This is a genomic window from Vibrio sp. EA2 (assembly GCF_033042495.1).
Classification (GTDB): domain Bacteria; phylum Pseudomonadota; class Gammaproteobacteria; order Enterobacterales; family Vibrionaceae; genus Vibrio.
Map to the genome: position 1 here is coordinate 265,682 of NZ_JAWLID010000001.1, position 15,064 is coordinate 280,745.

12 protein-coding genes are annotated in these 15,064 nt (G+C 46.8%); 4 read left to right on the forward strand and 8 right to left on the reverse strand.

Going from position 1 to position 15,064, the window contains the following annotated elements; genetic code table 11:
- Nucleotides 1–43 precede the first annotated feature (43 nt).
- Nucleotides 44–1,072: a methionine synthase gene (locus RXX31_RS01200; protein WP_317587271.1), complete on the reverse strand. Its 1,029-nt coding sequence runs from the start codon at nt 1,070–1,072 to the stop codon at nt 44–46.
- A gap of 28 nt (nt 1,073–1,100) precedes the next feature.
- Nucleotides 1,101–2,078, reverse strand: a complete 978-nt coding sequence (locus RXX31_RS01205; RefSeq protein ID WP_317587272.1) for a DUF1852 domain-containing protein — start codon at nt 2,076–2,078, stop codon at nt 1,101–1,103.
- A 396-nt stretch (nt 2,079–2,474) separates the two neighbouring features.
- Between RXX31_RS01205 and RXX31_RS01210 the strand changes: the two genes are divergently transcribed.
- Nucleotides 2,475–2,897, forward strand: a complete 423-nt coding sequence (locus RXX31_RS01210) for a MarR family winged helix-turn-helix transcriptional regulator (RefSeq protein WP_317587273.1) — start codon at nt 2,475–2,477, stop codon at nt 2,895–2,897.
- Between the two features lie 15 nt (nt 2,898–2,912).
- The gene (locus RXX31_RS01215) at nt 2,913–4,814 is read left to right on the forward strand and encodes an FUSC family protein (protein ID WP_317587274.1); all 1,902 of its coding nucleotides are present in this window, start codon (nt 2,913–2,915) and stop codon (nt 4,812–4,814) included.
- Between the two features lie 106 nt (nt 4,815–4,920).
- Here the strand turns inward: RXX31_RS01215 and RXX31_RS01220 are convergent, their stop codons facing one another.
- The 6 genes from RXX31_RS01220 to RXX31_RS01245 form a co-directional block, all read right to left on the reverse strand.
- Complete coding sequence (locus tag RXX31_RS01220; RefSeq protein ID WP_317587275.1) at nt 4,921–5,823, reverse strand: hydroxymethylglutaryl-CoA lyase; 903 nt, start codon at nt 5,821–5,823, stop codon at nt 4,921–4,923.
- The gene (locus RXX31_RS01225) at nt 5,804–7,864 is read right to left on the reverse strand and encodes an acetyl/propionyl/methylcrotonyl-CoA carboxylase subunit alpha (RefSeq protein WP_317587276.1); all 2,061 of its coding nucleotides are present in this window, start codon (nt 7,862–7,864) and stop codon (nt 5,804–5,806) included. Before RXX31_RS01225 ends, RXX31_RS01220 begins: the two co-directional genes overlap by 20 nt.
- Complete coding sequence (locus RXX31_RS01230) at nt 7,857–8,639, reverse strand: enoyl-CoA hydratase-related protein (RefSeq protein ID WP_065301021.1); 783 nt, start codon at nt 8,637–8,639, stop codon at nt 7,857–7,859. Before RXX31_RS01230 ends, RXX31_RS01225 begins: the two co-directional genes overlap by 8 nt.
- A 107-nt stretch (nt 8,640–8,746) precedes the next feature.
- Complete coding sequence (locus tag RXX31_RS01235; RefSeq protein ID WP_065298805.1) at nt 8,747–10,354, reverse strand: carboxyl transferase domain-containing protein; 1,608 nt, start codon at nt 10,352–10,354, stop codon at nt 8,747–8,749.
- A 104-nt stretch (nt 10,355–10,458) separates the two neighbouring features.
- A complete protein-coding gene (locus RXX31_RS01240; RefSeq protein WP_065298804.1) occupies nt 10,459–11,628 on the reverse strand; it encodes an isovaleryl-CoA dehydrogenase in 1,170 nt (389 codons plus the stop codon).
- 45 nt (nt 11,629–11,673) lie between these two features.
- A complete protein-coding gene (locus tag RXX31_RS01245) occupies nt 11,674–12,060 on the reverse strand; it encodes a MerR family transcriptional regulator (protein WP_005373242.1) in 387 nt (128 codons plus the stop codon).
- Between the two features lie 209 nt (nt 12,061–12,269).
- Between RXX31_RS01245 and RXX31_RS01250 the strand changes: the two genes are divergently transcribed.
- Nucleotides 12,270–13,448: a thiolase family protein gene (locus RXX31_RS01250; protein ID WP_317587277.1), complete on the forward strand. Its 1,179-nt coding sequence runs from the start codon at nt 12,270–12,272 to the stop codon at nt 13,446–13,448.
- 70 nt (nt 13,449–13,518) lie between these two features.
- Nucleotides 13,519–15,012 (forward strand): CoA-acylating methylmalonate-semialdehyde dehydrogenase, encoded by a 1,494-nt coding sequence (locus tag RXX31_RS01255; protein ID WP_317587278.1) that lies wholly within the window; start codon nt 13,519–13,521, stop codon nt 15,010–15,012.
- The last annotated feature ends 52 nt before the right edge of the window (nt 15,013–15,064 follow it).

Sequence of the window (15,064 nt, forward strand, 5' to 3'; positions counted from 1 at the left end):
TTACCAGTTGAACACGGTAACCCTGATTTAAGTTTGAAGTGTATTAGGCCAATAGCTCTCTTCGAACGATGTCTGCTCCAGCACTTAAGGCATTGAGTTTGCCTCTTGCTACTTGTCGAGACAACGGCGCCATACCACAGTTGGTACAAGGATAGAGTTTATCGGCATCAACAAACTCAAGCGCTTTGCGCAGCGTGTCGGCGACTTCTTCTGGTGTTTCAATCGTATCGGTTGCGACATCGATTGCCCCCACCATCACTTTTTTACCGCGAAGCAGTCCGAGTAACTCAATAGGAACTCGAGAGTTGTGACACTCTAATGAGATGATATCGATATTAGATTTTTGCAGCTTTGGAAAAACTTCTTCGTACTGACGCCACTCAGAACCCAACGTTTTTTTCCAGTCGGTGTTGGCTTTGATGCCGTAGCCATAGCATATGTGGACAACCGTTTCGCATTTCAGGCCTTCAATAGCTCTTTCTAATGCTGCTATGCCCCAGTCGTTGACCTCGTCAAAGAACACATTAAACGCCGGTTCATCAAACTGGATAATGTCCACACCCGCTGCTTCGAGTTCTTTGGCTTCTTGATTGAGTATTTTGGCAAATTCCCAGGCCAGTTTTTCACGACTTTTGTAGTGATCATCGTAAAGTGTATCGATCATGGTCATAGGACCTGGCAGTGCCCACTTGATCGGTTTATCAGTTTGCTGACGTAGGAACTTAGCGTCTTCTACAAAAACGGGTTTTTGGCGAGAAACTGGACCCACGACGGTTGGAACGCTCGCATCATAGCGATCACGAATTTTAACCGTTTTACGATTTTCGAAATCAACGCCACTCAGGTGCTCGATAAACGTCGTCACAAAATGTTGTCGCGTTTGTTCACCATCGCTAACAATGTCGATATCTGAGCACTGTTGTTCTTGCAATGAAATACGTAACGCATCCTGTTTACCGGCAATGAGTTCGTCATCTTGTAATTTCCAAGGTGACCAAAGGGTTTCAGGTTGAGCGAGCCAAGAAGGTTTAGGTAAACTGCCTGACGTTGAAGTAGGTAATAATTTTTTCATAATAAAGGCTATTGTCTATATTCGTTGATTATAAAGCGTAATTCGCAGACCAATTCTCAAGAATCGTTTTATATGGCTTGATGAAGTGCTCCTCAGTAAACTTGCCCTGTTCAATCGCTAATTGACTGCGCTCTGCTCGGTCATAAACAATTTGAGTCAATGAATGATCGAGGTTGTTTAAATTTGGTTGATAGCGTTTTCCTGCTGTCGAATTTGCATTATAAATTTCAGGGCGATAGATTTTCTGGAAGGTTTCCATCGTGCTGATCGTACTAATAAGCTCAAGGTTGGTGTAATCGTTAAGCAAATCACCAAAGAAATAAAAGGCCAGAGGCGCGACACTGTTTGGCGGCATGAAATAGCGAACCTGTAGGCCCATTTTTTTGAAGTATTGCTCAGTTAAAGACGATTCGTTTGGCTGGTACTCAAAACCTAACACTGGGTGGTGGTTCTCTGTACGTTGATAGACTTTGTTGTCTGAAACACTCAAGCAGATAACCGGCGTTTTTTTGAAGTTTTTCTTGTAAGTATCTGAATCTACGAAGCTCTTGAATATCTTGCCATGTAAATCGCCAAAATTATCTGGAATGCTAAACTGAGTTTGGTTCTTGTTATGATCTAAAAGTAATACGCTAAAATCATAGTCTCGCACATAAGAAGAAAAGTTATTGCCTACAATACCTTCGATGCGTTCATTGGTTTTATGATCAACAAAATTCGTTTTCAATATTTCAATCGAAGGGAAGGATTGACCACTGCCTTCAATATCCAGGTCAACCGAAATTATTTCCAATTCTACCGAATAACGATCGCCAGCAGGATTATCCCAACTTGCTAAGGCGTTAAATCGATTGTTAATCATTTTTAAGGTGTTACGTAAATTGCTTTGGCGACTTTCTCCTCTGGCCAAATTAGCAAAGTTTGTCGTGATACGCGTGTTATCAGAAGGCTGATAATTTTCATCAAAGCAAATGCTATTAATCGTAAATTTAAAATCTTTATTCATTTTGAGCTGACATCCTATACCTTAGGTAAACCTGAACTTATTCCTAGCTATCTCTGTACTTTCTAGATTTATTTTTCTGACGTTATGTCTGTTGTTAGTGACAAAAAATCGAGTAGAGATTCAATATTATTTTGAGTTATAGATAGAGTGTTTTTTATACCCTTTGCACCATATGAATTAAAACGCTTTTACTTAATGTGGAACATGAAAAATATTCATGGTTTCGCATAGTCATACCAAAAGAGTTGATGAACTGCGTTAGGTTTTGCGGTAAGTCGGCCTATCAAGCCAGGTAACGATTGCTCGCGATGATCATTGCGGAAGGTTTGATCTGGTAATAAAAGGTGTTATTATTTGGATATAGTTTGAATTCAAATTATTTTAATTGGAATTGTAATGGACAGGTTAAAATTTGGTATTCAATTTTCGATTACCTCCCGCTTGTGGCGAAGACACATCGATCAGCGACTATCGCAAGTAGGTTTTACGGATGTCAGCTGGTCACCGCTTCTGCATTTGGACGAGTTTGGTGATGGTATTAGCCAAAAAGCGCTAGCCTCTTCGGTTGGAATAGAAGGCTCATCTCTAGTTCGCCTCCTTGATAGCCTAGAACAGAAAGGCTACATCACACGTCAGTCTGACCAACATGACCGTCGGACAAAACGAATTTATTTAACGGATGAAGGGCGTCATCAGGTTTCGCTGCTACGCAGTCATTTGCAGGACATTGAAGAAGATATGCTGTCTGACATCTCTGATGAACAGATCAGCGCTATGCTGGAAGTACTAAATACATTAACAGCCCGTTTTAAGAGTTAAATAGTGAGAGATTGAATGCTGGAGCGATTAGTAAACTGGGGATTTGATTCCAGTCGTCTTAATTTTGCGTTTAGGACGGCTATGGCATCCTGTATTGCGTTATTTATTGGCTGGTCCCTGGGATTGGATCATCCATCTTGGGCAGCTATGTCAGTTTGGGCCGCTTCTCAGCCTGGAAGAGGAATGCTGATAGAGAAGGGGCTATTCCGTATTCTGGGTACACTGATCGGTACGCTTGCTGGCCTCGCTCTCATGCACCTTTGCGGTGATCAGTTATTCTTGCTGGTGATCGGCTTAGCGATATGGGTTGGACTATGTACAGGCGCTGGTAATGTCATTCATGGTTTGTTTAGTTATTGTACTTTGCTTTCCGGTTATTCTGCTTCACTGGTGGTGCTGTTAAGTGAGGTTAACCACCAAAGTATCTGGACGCTTGGTGCCGACCGCTTCCTCACTGTTCTCACCGGTGTCATTGTGGCACTGGTAGTAGGTCTTATATTTGCCCATAAGAGTGATGAAGATGCCTTGATATGGCGACTTCGAGCTTTGACTGTTTCTGTGCTACGCACATTGCAGCAACAGGTTAGACAAGAACCGCTTTCTGAATCTGTTGAGCAACTTTTATTAGAAGCTGCGCAAATTGAAGAAGCGTTGGATCCACATAGTGCTGGCTCACTCCGCTCTCGTCGCGCTGTTCAATCTATGCGAGCGGTGGTCTTTGCACATATTTCTCTGTTAACGATATTGGCTGAAAAGCGTCCTGTAAATCGTAATGAAGAGTTGGCGGACTATTTACAAAAAATCATTGAAGCACATGACCATAAGTCACCACTTGAGCAAGTGTTGTCTGACCTTACTTACGCGATTCAAGCCTGTGATACAGCTCGTCTGGCCCAGGGATTGTCAGAGCTTAAACAAGCGTTGTCTGGTCGACATGCGTTCAATCAGAATGGGCATATTGCAACAAAACACTCGCCTTACCACATTGTGCTTCATCGTGATTGGGTAAGTGCCTCGCAGGCGATGTATCGTACCGGGACAATTATTCTTTTGGCTGGTTCTGGCTGGGCATTCACTGGCTCACCAATTGGGGCGTATGTTTTGCTCGGTACGTCTGTTATGGTGACGCTGTTCTCTACTTTTGAAAGCCCTGCTTTGATTATGAAGCACATCGCTTTATGGCAGGTCGTTGCGGTGAGCGCGACTGCCATTTGTCAGTTATTGTTGTGGCCATTGGCGAGTACTGAATGGCAAATGTTACTGATGATGGTTCCGTTTATTCTGCTTATCACACTTCCGTTTGCCCACCCTAAGGTGATGTCAGGCTCCATGGACTACGTGATGATCTTTTTACTGCTCTCAACGCCGAGTTTACCTTACACCCCAGATGCTGGTCTTATGGCGCTCAAGGGCGTTGCGATCATCGCCGGGCCAACATTGGCATTACTCGCATTTAAGCTTATCTTTCCGACCAATTTGCTTCGCAGACAACAAGTGCTCATGCAGGCGATGTGGCGTTCTCTTTCCTCTCTAGCTTCAGATACCACGTCTTTCCCGTTTTGGCAGGCGCGTATGAAACACAGAGTTGTCAGGCTAACGAGTATGACTCGAAAAACCAGTCTGGACTGGCCGCAGCATGGTCGCGCAGGGCTCGGGCTTCTGATGCTTGGTCAGTGTGTTGAAAACTGGCGCCGAGAAGCAGTAGAGTCGCCAGAAGGGTATCATCAGTCACGGCATCAGGTTTGGTGTAAGCACCTGCAACAGGCATTACGTCAGTCACCACAAGATACACTGGCGGTATTGAATCGCTACGCAGAGATGGAGAAACATCGAACGCCACACCTTAGCGCGCAGGCTTCAAGTGCGGCGAAAGAGTTGGCACAAACTCAGCCACTTTGGAGTCGTTGGGTAGGGTAATTTGTAGATTTGTGATTAGACTGACTATTATGCAGTAACTCAGGTTGGCTGGCTTATATCGCCAGATTATCCTGAGTTACTGTATAGTCACTTTAAGGCTTCTCGGTTAAAGGCTTCTAGGATCGCCAAGTGCGAGTGCCACTTTTGACGCTGGTGGTTTACCTAATGCGCGGCAAATTTGCCAACCTGCTTCATTGACAGCGTTAAGATCAACGCCCGTTTCAATACCAAGTTGCTCACACAGATAAAGCACGTCTTCTGTTGCGACATTGCCACTCGCTCCTTTTGCGTAAGGGCAGCCTCCCAAACCTGCAACGGCGCTATCAACGGTGTTAACTCCCATTAATAAAGCTTGGTAAATGTTGGCCAATGCCTGCCCGTAAGTATCGTGAAAATGTACTGCGAGCGCATCTTTTGGTAGTTGCGTTAACAGCGAATCAAGCATGGCAATAACGCGATTTGGGGTTGCTTTACCGACAGTATCGCCGAGAGAAATTTCATAACATCCCATATTAAACAGCGTATTCGCTACCGCGGTGGTTTGCTCTGGTTTGATTTCGCCCTCGTAGGGGCAAACCATGGTGCAGGATAAATACCCACGCACAGGAATGTTATGCTGCTGTGCTAAAGCGATCACAGGTTCAAACCGCGCGAGGCTTTCCGCAATACTACAGTTGATGTTCTTCTGGCTGAACGCTTCAGAAGCGGAACCAAATACCGCAATTTGCTTTACGCCACTTTCTAGTGCTCGTTCTAAACCTGCTAAGTTTGGTGTGAGCGCGCTGTAAACCACGTCTGGTTGTTGAGTTATTCCCGCAAATACCTGATCAGAATCGGCCATTTGTGGCACCCATTTCGGCGAGACGAAAGAACCCGCTTCGATGTGTTTCAAGCCACTGAGGCTCAATTGATCGATCAAGCGGACTTTATCCACCAACGTCACTGCGGTTTCATTTTGCAGGCCGTCGCGAGCGCCAACTTCGACGATATTAACCTTCGCTGGTAGCATACTCGCGCTCCTTATCGACACAGACATTCTCTGATGCCAAAGCTAAATGCAGCAGTATCGAACCATGCTGTACTTGGTCTCCATGCTGATAAAAAACTTCATCAACGGTGGCAGCTACCGGAGCGGTGATGGTGTACTCCATCTTCATCGCTTCGAGAACTAACAATGGATCGCCAGCCGCCACTTCGTCGCCTTTATTCACCATGACAGCCGAGATTATGCCGTTAAGTGGTGCGGTTGGGCTAAGCTCATCCTCTTTGCCTTTTGGTGATTCAAAGCTTGGTTGGTGCGCAAGTGTACGTTGCTGACCAAGATAAAACAGCGTCGTTTTCTGCTCGTCGTTGATTGCATTAAAGATGAAACGCTCCTCATCAATATCAACGATGAACTGTCCTTCTTTTTCAAGCAGGCAGACCTGATGTACTTGATCACCACATTGAATCGTAAATTGGTCAGGATGCTGGAAACCGGACTCCTTAGCAGAATGGTGTAAGCGTACTTGATGGTTAGACGTTGCTGCCGTGAAGTTAAATCGATACACGTTCTCAACCGACAGCCTAAAACCTTGCCTAGTAGGTGACGGTAATGATGAATCTCCAGACGTCGAGGTGATATCGTTCCAGCGTGCAATGGCGGCCAATGTGAGCCAGATCGAATCAGACACGTTTTGGTGCTCGTTAATGCCTTGCTGGTGTTGGACCAAGAATCCAGTATCAAGCTCAACATCAGCAAAGGCTGGCTGCGAAATAATGCTGTGCAGATAACCGATGTTGGTGGTGACGCCACGCACGTGATACTGAGTTAAAGCCTGTTTAAGCTGTTTGAGTGCAATGTCGCGCGTTTGACCCCAGACGATCAGTTTACTGATCATCGGATCGTAGTACTCACTAATGGCATCGCCTTGTGTGACACCACTATCGACACGCACACACGCCAAGCGAACATTGCTGTCTGAGACGGGTTCTTTCAAGTAATCAATGCGGCCAGTCGACGGCATAAAGTCATTCTCGGCGTCTTCGGCGTAAATTCGTAGCTCGATTGAATGACCGTTATGTGTGATTTCGTTTTGTAAGATAGGCAAACGCTCGCCAGCCGCAACGTTGAACTGCCATTCAACGAGATCAACACCTGTTATCAACTCAGTGACTGGGTGTTCAACTTGCAGACGGGTATTCATCTCCATAAAGTAGAACTGACCACGACTATCAAGTAAGAATTCAACCGTACCAGCGCCAACGTAGTCGATCGCCTGAGCGGCCTGAACAGCGGCTTCACCCATTTGCTTACGTAGTTCATCACTCAGACCGGGAGCAGGCGCTTCTTCGACGACTTTTTGGTGACGACGCTGAATGGAACAATCGCGATCAGAAAGATAAACGCAGTTGCCATGTTGATCGGCGAATACCTGCACTTCCACGTGGCGCGGCTGCAATATGCATTTTTCGATCAGAAGCTGTTTGTCGCCAAAGCTTGAAAGTGCTTCGCGTTGCGCACCGTCAATGGCTAACGGCATTTCAGCCGCACTGTTGACCACTCGCATGCCTTTACCGCCACCACCTTGAGTCGCTTTTAGCATCACCGGGTAACCGATTTTTTCCGCTTCTGCCAATAAATGCTCTACGCTGTTGTCTGTGCCGTGATAGCCGGGAACCAATGGTACGTTCGCCTCTGACATGATTGCTTTGGCTTGAGATTTAGAACCCATTGCCTCGATTGCGCTGGTGGAAGGGCCAATAAATACAATGCCATTTTCACTGCACGCTTTCGCCAGTTTCGGGTTCTCCGACAGAAAGCCGTAGCCAGGGTGAATAGCATCGGCTTGCCATTTCTTTGCAGCACCGATGATGGCATCAATGTCCAGATATGACTCACTCGCCGGAGCGGGGCCAATAAATTCGGCAAAGTCCGCATGTTTGACGTGCAGGCTGTTGCGATCGGCCTCGGAATAGACGGCAACGGTTTCGATGGCCATGCTTTTTGCGGTTTTAATGATTCGGCATGCGATTTCACCGCGATTTGCAATCAGTATTCTTTTAAACATGATTCCTCCAATGAGCGGCACGCTTTTCGAAAAAAGCAGTCAGGCCTTCTTGTCCTTCTGCGGATACACGAGCAGCAGCTATCGCTTGGCTGGTGTATTCAATTAATGAGTGGTCGATAGGTTGGTTATCACAGCGTAAACAAAGTGCTTTTGCTGCCTGCATGGCTTGCGGACCATTATTAATCAGGTGATCAACCATACGATTGACCGCCTCTTTTGGCTGGGGATCGATTAGATGAAGAATGTTCATCGAAAGCGCAGTCTCGGCATCAATCAGTTCCGCGGTTAAAAAATAGCGTCGGCTTTGTCGTTGTCCAATCGCTCGGATTACGTATGGGCCGATGGTCGCGGGCAATAAGCCGAGTTTCACCTCACTCAAACAGAAGCGGCTCTCAGGTGTGCCAATGGCAATATCGCAGCAGCAAATCAGCCCAAGCGCACCACCAAATGCTGCGCCATGCACCATGGCAATCGTTGGTTTACTGAAGGTATCCAGCGTATGCAAAAGTTTTGCTAGTTGCTGTGCATCTTGAAGGTTTTCACTTTTGGTTTTGGTTGCCATTGACTGCATCCAGCCAAGATCAGCCCCCGCAGAAAAGTGTTTTCCCTGTGCAGTTAACACCAGTGCACGGAGAGAATCTTCCTTTTCGAGTTGCTCTAGTGTCTCAATCAGTGAGGCAATCAATTCGTCATTAAACGCGTTGTGTTTTTCTGGCCGATTCAGGCTCAACCAGGCAACGCCATTGCTGTCTTTTTCAAGCAGTAGTCCGGTCATGTGACTTCCTTTGTCTGACTTTTAAGTCTGATATTCCAATACTCGCTAATCAGCACTTTATTCATCATTGATGGATAGCGAGGAGTTAAGGTTTGCTTTGTATCCGACTACATACGGAAGATGCCAAATTTGCTGTCTGGTATCGGTGCATTAAGCGCAGCAGACAGAGCTATGCCGACAACATCTCGGGTTTTCGCGGGATCAATAATGCCGTCGTCCCACAGACGAGCACTGGCGTAGTACGCGTGGCTTTGCGTTTGATATTGCTCCGCAATTGGGCGCTTGAACGCTTCCTCTTCCTCTGTGCTCCAGCTTTCACCTTTGCGCGTTTTAATATCACGGGTCACTTGCGCCATTACGCCCGCAGCTTGCTCGCCACCCATGACGGAAATACGCGCATTTGGCCACATCCACATCATGGTTGGATCATAAGCTCGGCCGCACATACCGTAGTTACCTGCGCCATACGATCCACCAATAACAACGGTAAATTTAGGCACGTCCGCACATGCCACAGCGGTCACCATTTTTGCGCCATGCTTAGCGATGCCTTCTGCCTCGTACTTTTGACCGACCATAAAGCCTGTGATGTTCTGCAAGAAAAGCAGAGGAATTTTTCGCTGTGCACACAGCTCAATAAAATGGGCGCCTTTTTGTGCCGACTCTGAAAACAGAATGCCGTTGTTAGCGACGATGCCAATTGGCATTCCGTGGATATGAGCAAAGCCACAGACTAAGGTCTCACCGAACAAGGCTTTAAATTCATCAAATTGTGAATCATCAACAATTCTTGCAATCACCTCTTTTACATCAAACGGCTTTTTGAGATCGGTACCGACGATGCCGTAAAGCTCCTGCGCAGAGAAACGTGGTTCTTGTGGCGCTTTTTGCTTAAGTTGGATCGGTTTTAAGTGGTTGATTTGAGAGACAGCTTGTCTTGCGAGCTCTAACGCATGGTGATCGTTTTCTGCATAATAGTCGGCTACGCCAGATGTACGGCAGTGAACATCGGCACCGCCAAGATCTTCAGCACTCACTTCTTCACCAGTCGCTGCTTTTACAAGAGGTGGACCCGCTAAGAAGATCGTACCTTGCTCTTTTACGATGATGGAAACATCACACATGGCAGGAACGTAAGCACCGCCAGCGGTACACAGCCCCATCACCACAGCAATTTGTGGGATGCCTTTGGCCGACATACGGGCTTGGTTGTAGAAAATACGACCGAAGTGGTCTTTGTCTGGAAATACTTCATCTTGGCGAGGCAGGTTAGCGCCGCCAGAATCGACTAAGTAAACACACGGCAGTTGGCATTTTTCTGCAATTTCTTGTGCTCTTAAGTGCTTTTTAACGGTAAGTGGATAGTAACTGCCGCCTTTTACCGTCACGTCGTTGGCGACGATCATGCACTCTGTGCCGTCTATCACACCCACACCAGCAACCACTCCGGCACATGGAACGTAATCAGGGTACACATCCCAGCCAGCAAACTGACCGATTTCTAAAAAGGACGAACCTGGATCGAGTAGGGCCAGAATGCGCTCTCGAGCAGGGAGCTTGCCTTTCTTCTGCTGATGTTCTCGCGCTTTTTCGCCGCCACCGTCCTCTATTTGCGCGGTCACGGTATAAAGTTGATCCACAAGTGACGCCATAGAGCGGTAGTTTTCCTGATACTGCTCTGAGTGGGTATTAATATTGGTCGTCAAACAAGCCATAAATAGCCGATCTCCATTCGGAGTGACAGGCACAGATTGCCTGTCACCAATTTAGGTTGAATAATGAAATGTGTTGAGTCAGTCCGCCTGGGGTTGAATGATAACTAGGCGCTTTCGTTAAACAATTCGCGACCAATAAGCATGCGTCGGATTTCCGAAGTGCCCGCGCCGATTTCGTACAGTTTGGCATCACGAAGCAGACGACCCGTATCAAACTCATTGATATAGCCGTTTCCACCGAGTAACTGGATCGCATCCAAAGCCATTTTGGTTGCCAGTTCCGCGCTGTAGAGAATCGCACCAGCGGAGTCTTTACGTGTGGTTTCACCGCGATCACAAGCGGCTGCCACAGCGTAAACGTAGGCTTTAGCAGCATTCATTTGTGTGTACATATCTGCGATTTTCGCTTGCACAAGCTGGAATTCGCCAATGGATTTGCCGAACTGTTTACGGTCGTGTATATATGGCACGACGATATCCATACATGCCTGCATAATGCCAAGCGGGCCGCCGGCGAGCACAACGCGTTCGTAGTCCAAACCGCTCATCAACACTTTCACGCCTTGGTTTTCTTCACCAAGAATGTTTTCAGCAGGGACTTCGCAGTTTTGGAATACCAATTCACAAGTGTTCGAACCGCGCATGCCTAGTTTGTCGAGCTTTTGAGCTTGAGTGAATCCCGGGTATCCACGTTCTACAATAAAGGCCGTGATGCCTTTGGAGTGCTGGCTTGGATCGGTTTTGGCGTAGACAACATAGGTATGGGCATCCGGACCGTTGGTGATCCACATTTTGTTGCCATTTAGCAGGAAAATATCGCCTTTACGTTCGGCTTTAAGCTGCATGGATACCACATCGGAACCTGCGCCAGGCTCGCTCATTGCTAGCGCACCAATATGTTCACCGGAGATGAGCTTAGGCAGATATTTCTCTTTTTGAGCTTGTGTCCCGTTGCGGTGGATTTGGTTAACACAAAGGTTGGAGTGCGCACCGTAGCTTAAAGCAACCGAGGCTGATGCCCGGCTGATTTCTTCCATAGCGATCACGTGGGCGAGGTAGCCCATGTTTGCGCCACCAAACTCTTCGCTGGTGGTAACACCTAAAAGACCCATTTCACCTAATTTGGACCAAAGATGGTTTGGAAAGTCGTTAGATTGGTCGATAGATTGCGCGAGAGGCGCAATTTCTCTTGCAGCAAAACTATTGATTTGCTCGCGAAGCAAATCGGTATTTTCGTCATAAACAAAGTTTAGGGAAGAGTAGGTAGATTTCATTGCGTGTCCTTGCCTTTACGTCACCTACATCCCAGTGCTGAGGTGTCAGGTGACTTTTTCGCCTTTCATGGATCTCAGTGTGTTTTGGCATCGCAACTGCGCAGCATTTAATTCCATCATTACCGCTTGAATGTCATTCGCCTGCTGTTGCAATGCTGCCTTCTTCTCTTCGATCAACCGAATCATATAGTTCAACTGCTCAGTACTTTGATCGGTATCGTAGAGTTCAAACAACTCTTTGATATCTGCAAGAGAAAAGCCTAATCGCTTACCTCGCAAAATCAGTTTTAGTCGAATTCGATCGCGACCATTGTAGATTCGAGTGTTGCCTTTACGTTCTGGAGTTAGCAGACCTAAATCTTCGTAAAAGCGAATACTTCGGGTTGTAATATCGAACTCTTTCGCGAGCTCACTGATCTTAAATGTATTCATTCTTTAACCTTACGACTTTCGTATAACATTTATCCGAATATACAATTCGTTAACGTTAAAGTAAATAACTAGTGAACACTCTTGAGCCTTGATATTACTGACGTTTACCCGAATCTGACGATTCACTCGAACAAACAATAACCTCAAACTTGACGTTAACGTAAATGTTAGTATAGTTATGACGTAAACGTCAACAAAAGGTTAACAGAATGAAAAACGAAACATGGATTGTTGCCGCTAAACGAACGCCTATCGGTGCTTTTCAAGGGGCATTAGCTTCAACCGATGTCACTGAACTCGGGGCGACAGCCATTCAGGGCGCTTTAGCAGAAAGTCAGCTTGATGCAGACAAAATAGATGAAGTACTGATGGGCTGTGTTCTGCCAGCAGGTGTGGGACAAGCCCCTGCAAGACAGGCGAGTTTAAAAGCTGACATGCCACAATCCATCGGTTGTACCACGCTGAACAAAGTGTGTGGGTCGGGCATGAAGACCGTGATGCTTGCTCATGATCTTATTCAATCTGGCAACGCACACGCGGTTATTGCGGGTGGTATGGAAAACATGTCTTCGTCTCCTTATCTATTAAAGAAAGCGCGAGAGGGTTTCCGTTTAGGTCACGAACAAGTGCTCGACCACATGTTTTATGATGGTTTACAGGATGCTTATCAAGGCGATCTGATGGGTGTCTTTGCTGAACAAACAGCGCAAAAATACCAGTTTAATCGTGAAAGCATGGATTCTTGGGCGCAGCAATCGGTGACTCGTGCGCAGCAAGCAATTGAGCAAGGTTTGTTCAAAGAAGAGATCGTGCCTGTTAACGTGAAAAGTCGACGCGGCGACATCTTAGTTGCCGACGATGAGCAACCGAGCAAACTTGACGTTGCCAAAATTCCAACTTTGCGCCCTGCGTTTGCTAAAGATGGTGGCGTAACAGCGGCAAACTCAAGCTCCATTTCAGATGGCGCGTCGGCAATGGTATTGGTCGATAGCGAGTTTGGTCGTCAGGAAAACCTTCAACCTCTAGCCAAAATCGTGGGTTACAGCACACATGCAAGGCTGCCAGAAGAGTTCACCATCGCACCTGTCTTCGCGATTGAAAAACTGCTGGAAAAAACGGGCTGGGACAAATCGGACGTTGACCTTTGGGAAATTAATGAGGCCTTTGCTGTTGTCACTCAATACGCAGTGAAAGTGCTCGAACTCGATGAGAACAAAGTTAACCCGCGCGGTGGTGCTTGTGCGTTAGGTCATCCTATTGGTGCGAGCGGCAACCGCATCCTCGTGACGTTGATACATGCGCTTAAGCAAACTGGCGGAAAACGTGGCGTTGCATCGCTTTGTATTGGTGGCGGTGAGGCAACCGCGATCGCGATTGAAATCTGCTAATTCATTCTCAACAAAGTTTCACTTACATAACAGTAGTCAGTAACAAGCTGAAAAATACAAGGATGTCATCATGACAGAACAAGTAAAGCAGTATATCGGTGGTGAATTCGCTATCTCCGACTCAAAACAATGGCTAGATGTAACCAACCCGGCAACCAATGAAGTGATTGCACAAGTGCCTTGTGCCACGGAATCAGAAATGAATGCGGCGATCGCCAACGCAACAGAGACGTTTAAGCGTTGGAAAGAAGTGGCTGCACCGGAGCGTGCAAGATTGATGCTGCGTTACCAACATCTACTAAAAGAGCAGCACGACGAGTTGGCAATATTGCTTTCAAGAGAGACTGGTAAAACCCTAGCGGATGCTAAAGGTGATGTTTGGCGCGGTATTGAAGTCGTCGAACAAGCGGCAAACATTTGTAGCTCAATGATGGGCGAAACGGTTGAGAATGTCGCAACGAATATTGATGGTTACTCTTACATTCAACCACTTGGTGTTTGTGCAGGTATCACGCCGTTTAACTTCCCTGCAATGATCCCATTGTGGATGTTCCCTATGGCGATTGCGTGCGGCAACACCTTTATTCTGAAACCGTCGGAGCAAGTGCCGCTTACCGCGATGAAACTGGCTGAACTGTTTGAACAGGCCGGTGCACCAAAAGGTGTATTGCAAATTGTCCACGGTACCAAAGAGCAAGTTGACCGCATTCTTACTGATCCAGTCGTCCGCGCTATCTCTTTTGTTGGCTCTGTGCCGGTTGGAGAGTACATCTACAAAACGGGTACTGACAACCTAAAGCGCGTTCAGTCATTTGCTGGTGCGAAGAATCACATGGTTATTATGCCTGATGCAAATAAACAGCAAGTGATTAATAACCTTGTTGGTGCGTCAGTTGGTGCCGCAGGTCAGCGCTGTATGGCGATTTCGGTGGCGGTGTTTGTTGGTGAAACCAAAGAATGGATTCCAGAGCTTAAAGAGGCGTTAGCTCAAGTTCAGCCAGGCGCGTGGGATGATGAATCGGCGGGTTATGGACCGCTTATTAGTCCGCAAGCGAAACAACGTGTGGTGAACTTAATTAATGAAGGCAAAGAATCTGGCGCGAACTGTGTTCTGGACGGTACCAACTGCCAAGTGGCTGGTTTCCCTAACGGCAACTGGGTGGGTCCAACACTGTTTACCAACGTGACGACAGACATGTCGATTTATCAGGAAGAGATTTTTGGCCCAGTGTTGCTGACCATGGAAGTGGATAATCTGGACGAGGCGATTGAGCTTATCAACGCGAACCGTTTTGGTAACGGTACGTCTATTTTCACAGCGAATGGCGCTGCCGCGAGAAAGTATCAGCACAATATCGAAGTGGGTAATGTGGGTATTAACGTGCCAATCCCAGTGCCATTGCCATTCTTCTCATTTACGGGTTGGAAAGGCAGTTTCTATGGCGATTTGCATGCCTACGGTAAACAAGCGGTTCGCTTCTACACTGAAACGAAAACGGTCACCGCACGCTGGTTTGAAGATGACATTCCAAGCGGTCCGAACATGACCATTCAGCTTAGCTAATTACCCACGTTAACAGTATATGGCCAAGCTTATTCCTGCTTGGCCCAGATTC

Bases quoted from the DNA above. Each gene is read 5' to 3' on its own strand.
- RXX31_RS01200 (WP_317587271.1), bottom strand. From the start codon at position 1,072: ATGAAAAAATTATTACCTACTTCAACGTCAGGCAGTTTACCTAAACCT.
- RXX31_RS01205 (WP_317587272.1), bottom strand. From the start codon at position 2,078: ATGAATAAAGATTTTAAATTTACGATTAATAGCATTTGCTTTGATGAA.
- RXX31_RS01210 (WP_317587273.1), top strand. From the start codon at position 2,475: ATGGACAGGTTAAAATTTGGTATTCAATTTTCGATTACCTCCCGCTTG.
- RXX31_RS01215 (WP_317587274.1), top strand. From the start codon at position 2,913: ATGCTGGAGCGATTAGTAAACTGGGGATTTGATTCCAGTCGTCTTAAT.
- RXX31_RS01220 (WP_317587275.1), bottom strand. From the start codon at position 5,823: ATGCTACCAGCGAAGGTTAATATCGTCGAAGTTGGCGCTCGCGACGGC.
- RXX31_RS01225 (WP_317587276.1), bottom strand. From the start codon at position 7,864: ATGTTTAAAAGAATACTGATTGCAAATCGCGGTGAAATCGCATGCCGA.
- RXX31_RS01230 (WP_065301021.1), bottom strand. From the start codon at position 8,639: ATGACCGGACTACTGCTTGAAAAAGACAGCAATGGCGTTGCCTGGTTG.
- RXX31_RS01235 (WP_065298805.1), bottom strand. From the start codon at position 10,354: ATGGCTTGTTTGACGACCAATATTAATACCCACTCAGAGCAGTATCAG.
- RXX31_RS01240 (WP_065298804.1), bottom strand. From the start codon at position 11,628: ATGAAATCTACCTACTCTTCCCTAAACTTTGTTTATGACGAAAATACC.
- RXX31_RS01245 (WP_005373242.1), bottom strand. From the start codon at position 12,060: ATGAATACATTTAAGATCAGTGAGCTCGCGAAAGAGTTCGATATTACA.
- RXX31_RS01250 (WP_317587277.1), top strand. From the start codon at position 12,270: ATGAAAAACGAAACATGGATTGTTGCCGCTAAACGAACGCCTATCGGT.
- RXX31_RS01255 (WP_317587278.1), top strand. From the start codon at position 13,519: ATGACAGAACAAGTAAAGCAGTATATCGGTGGTGAATTCGCTATCTCC.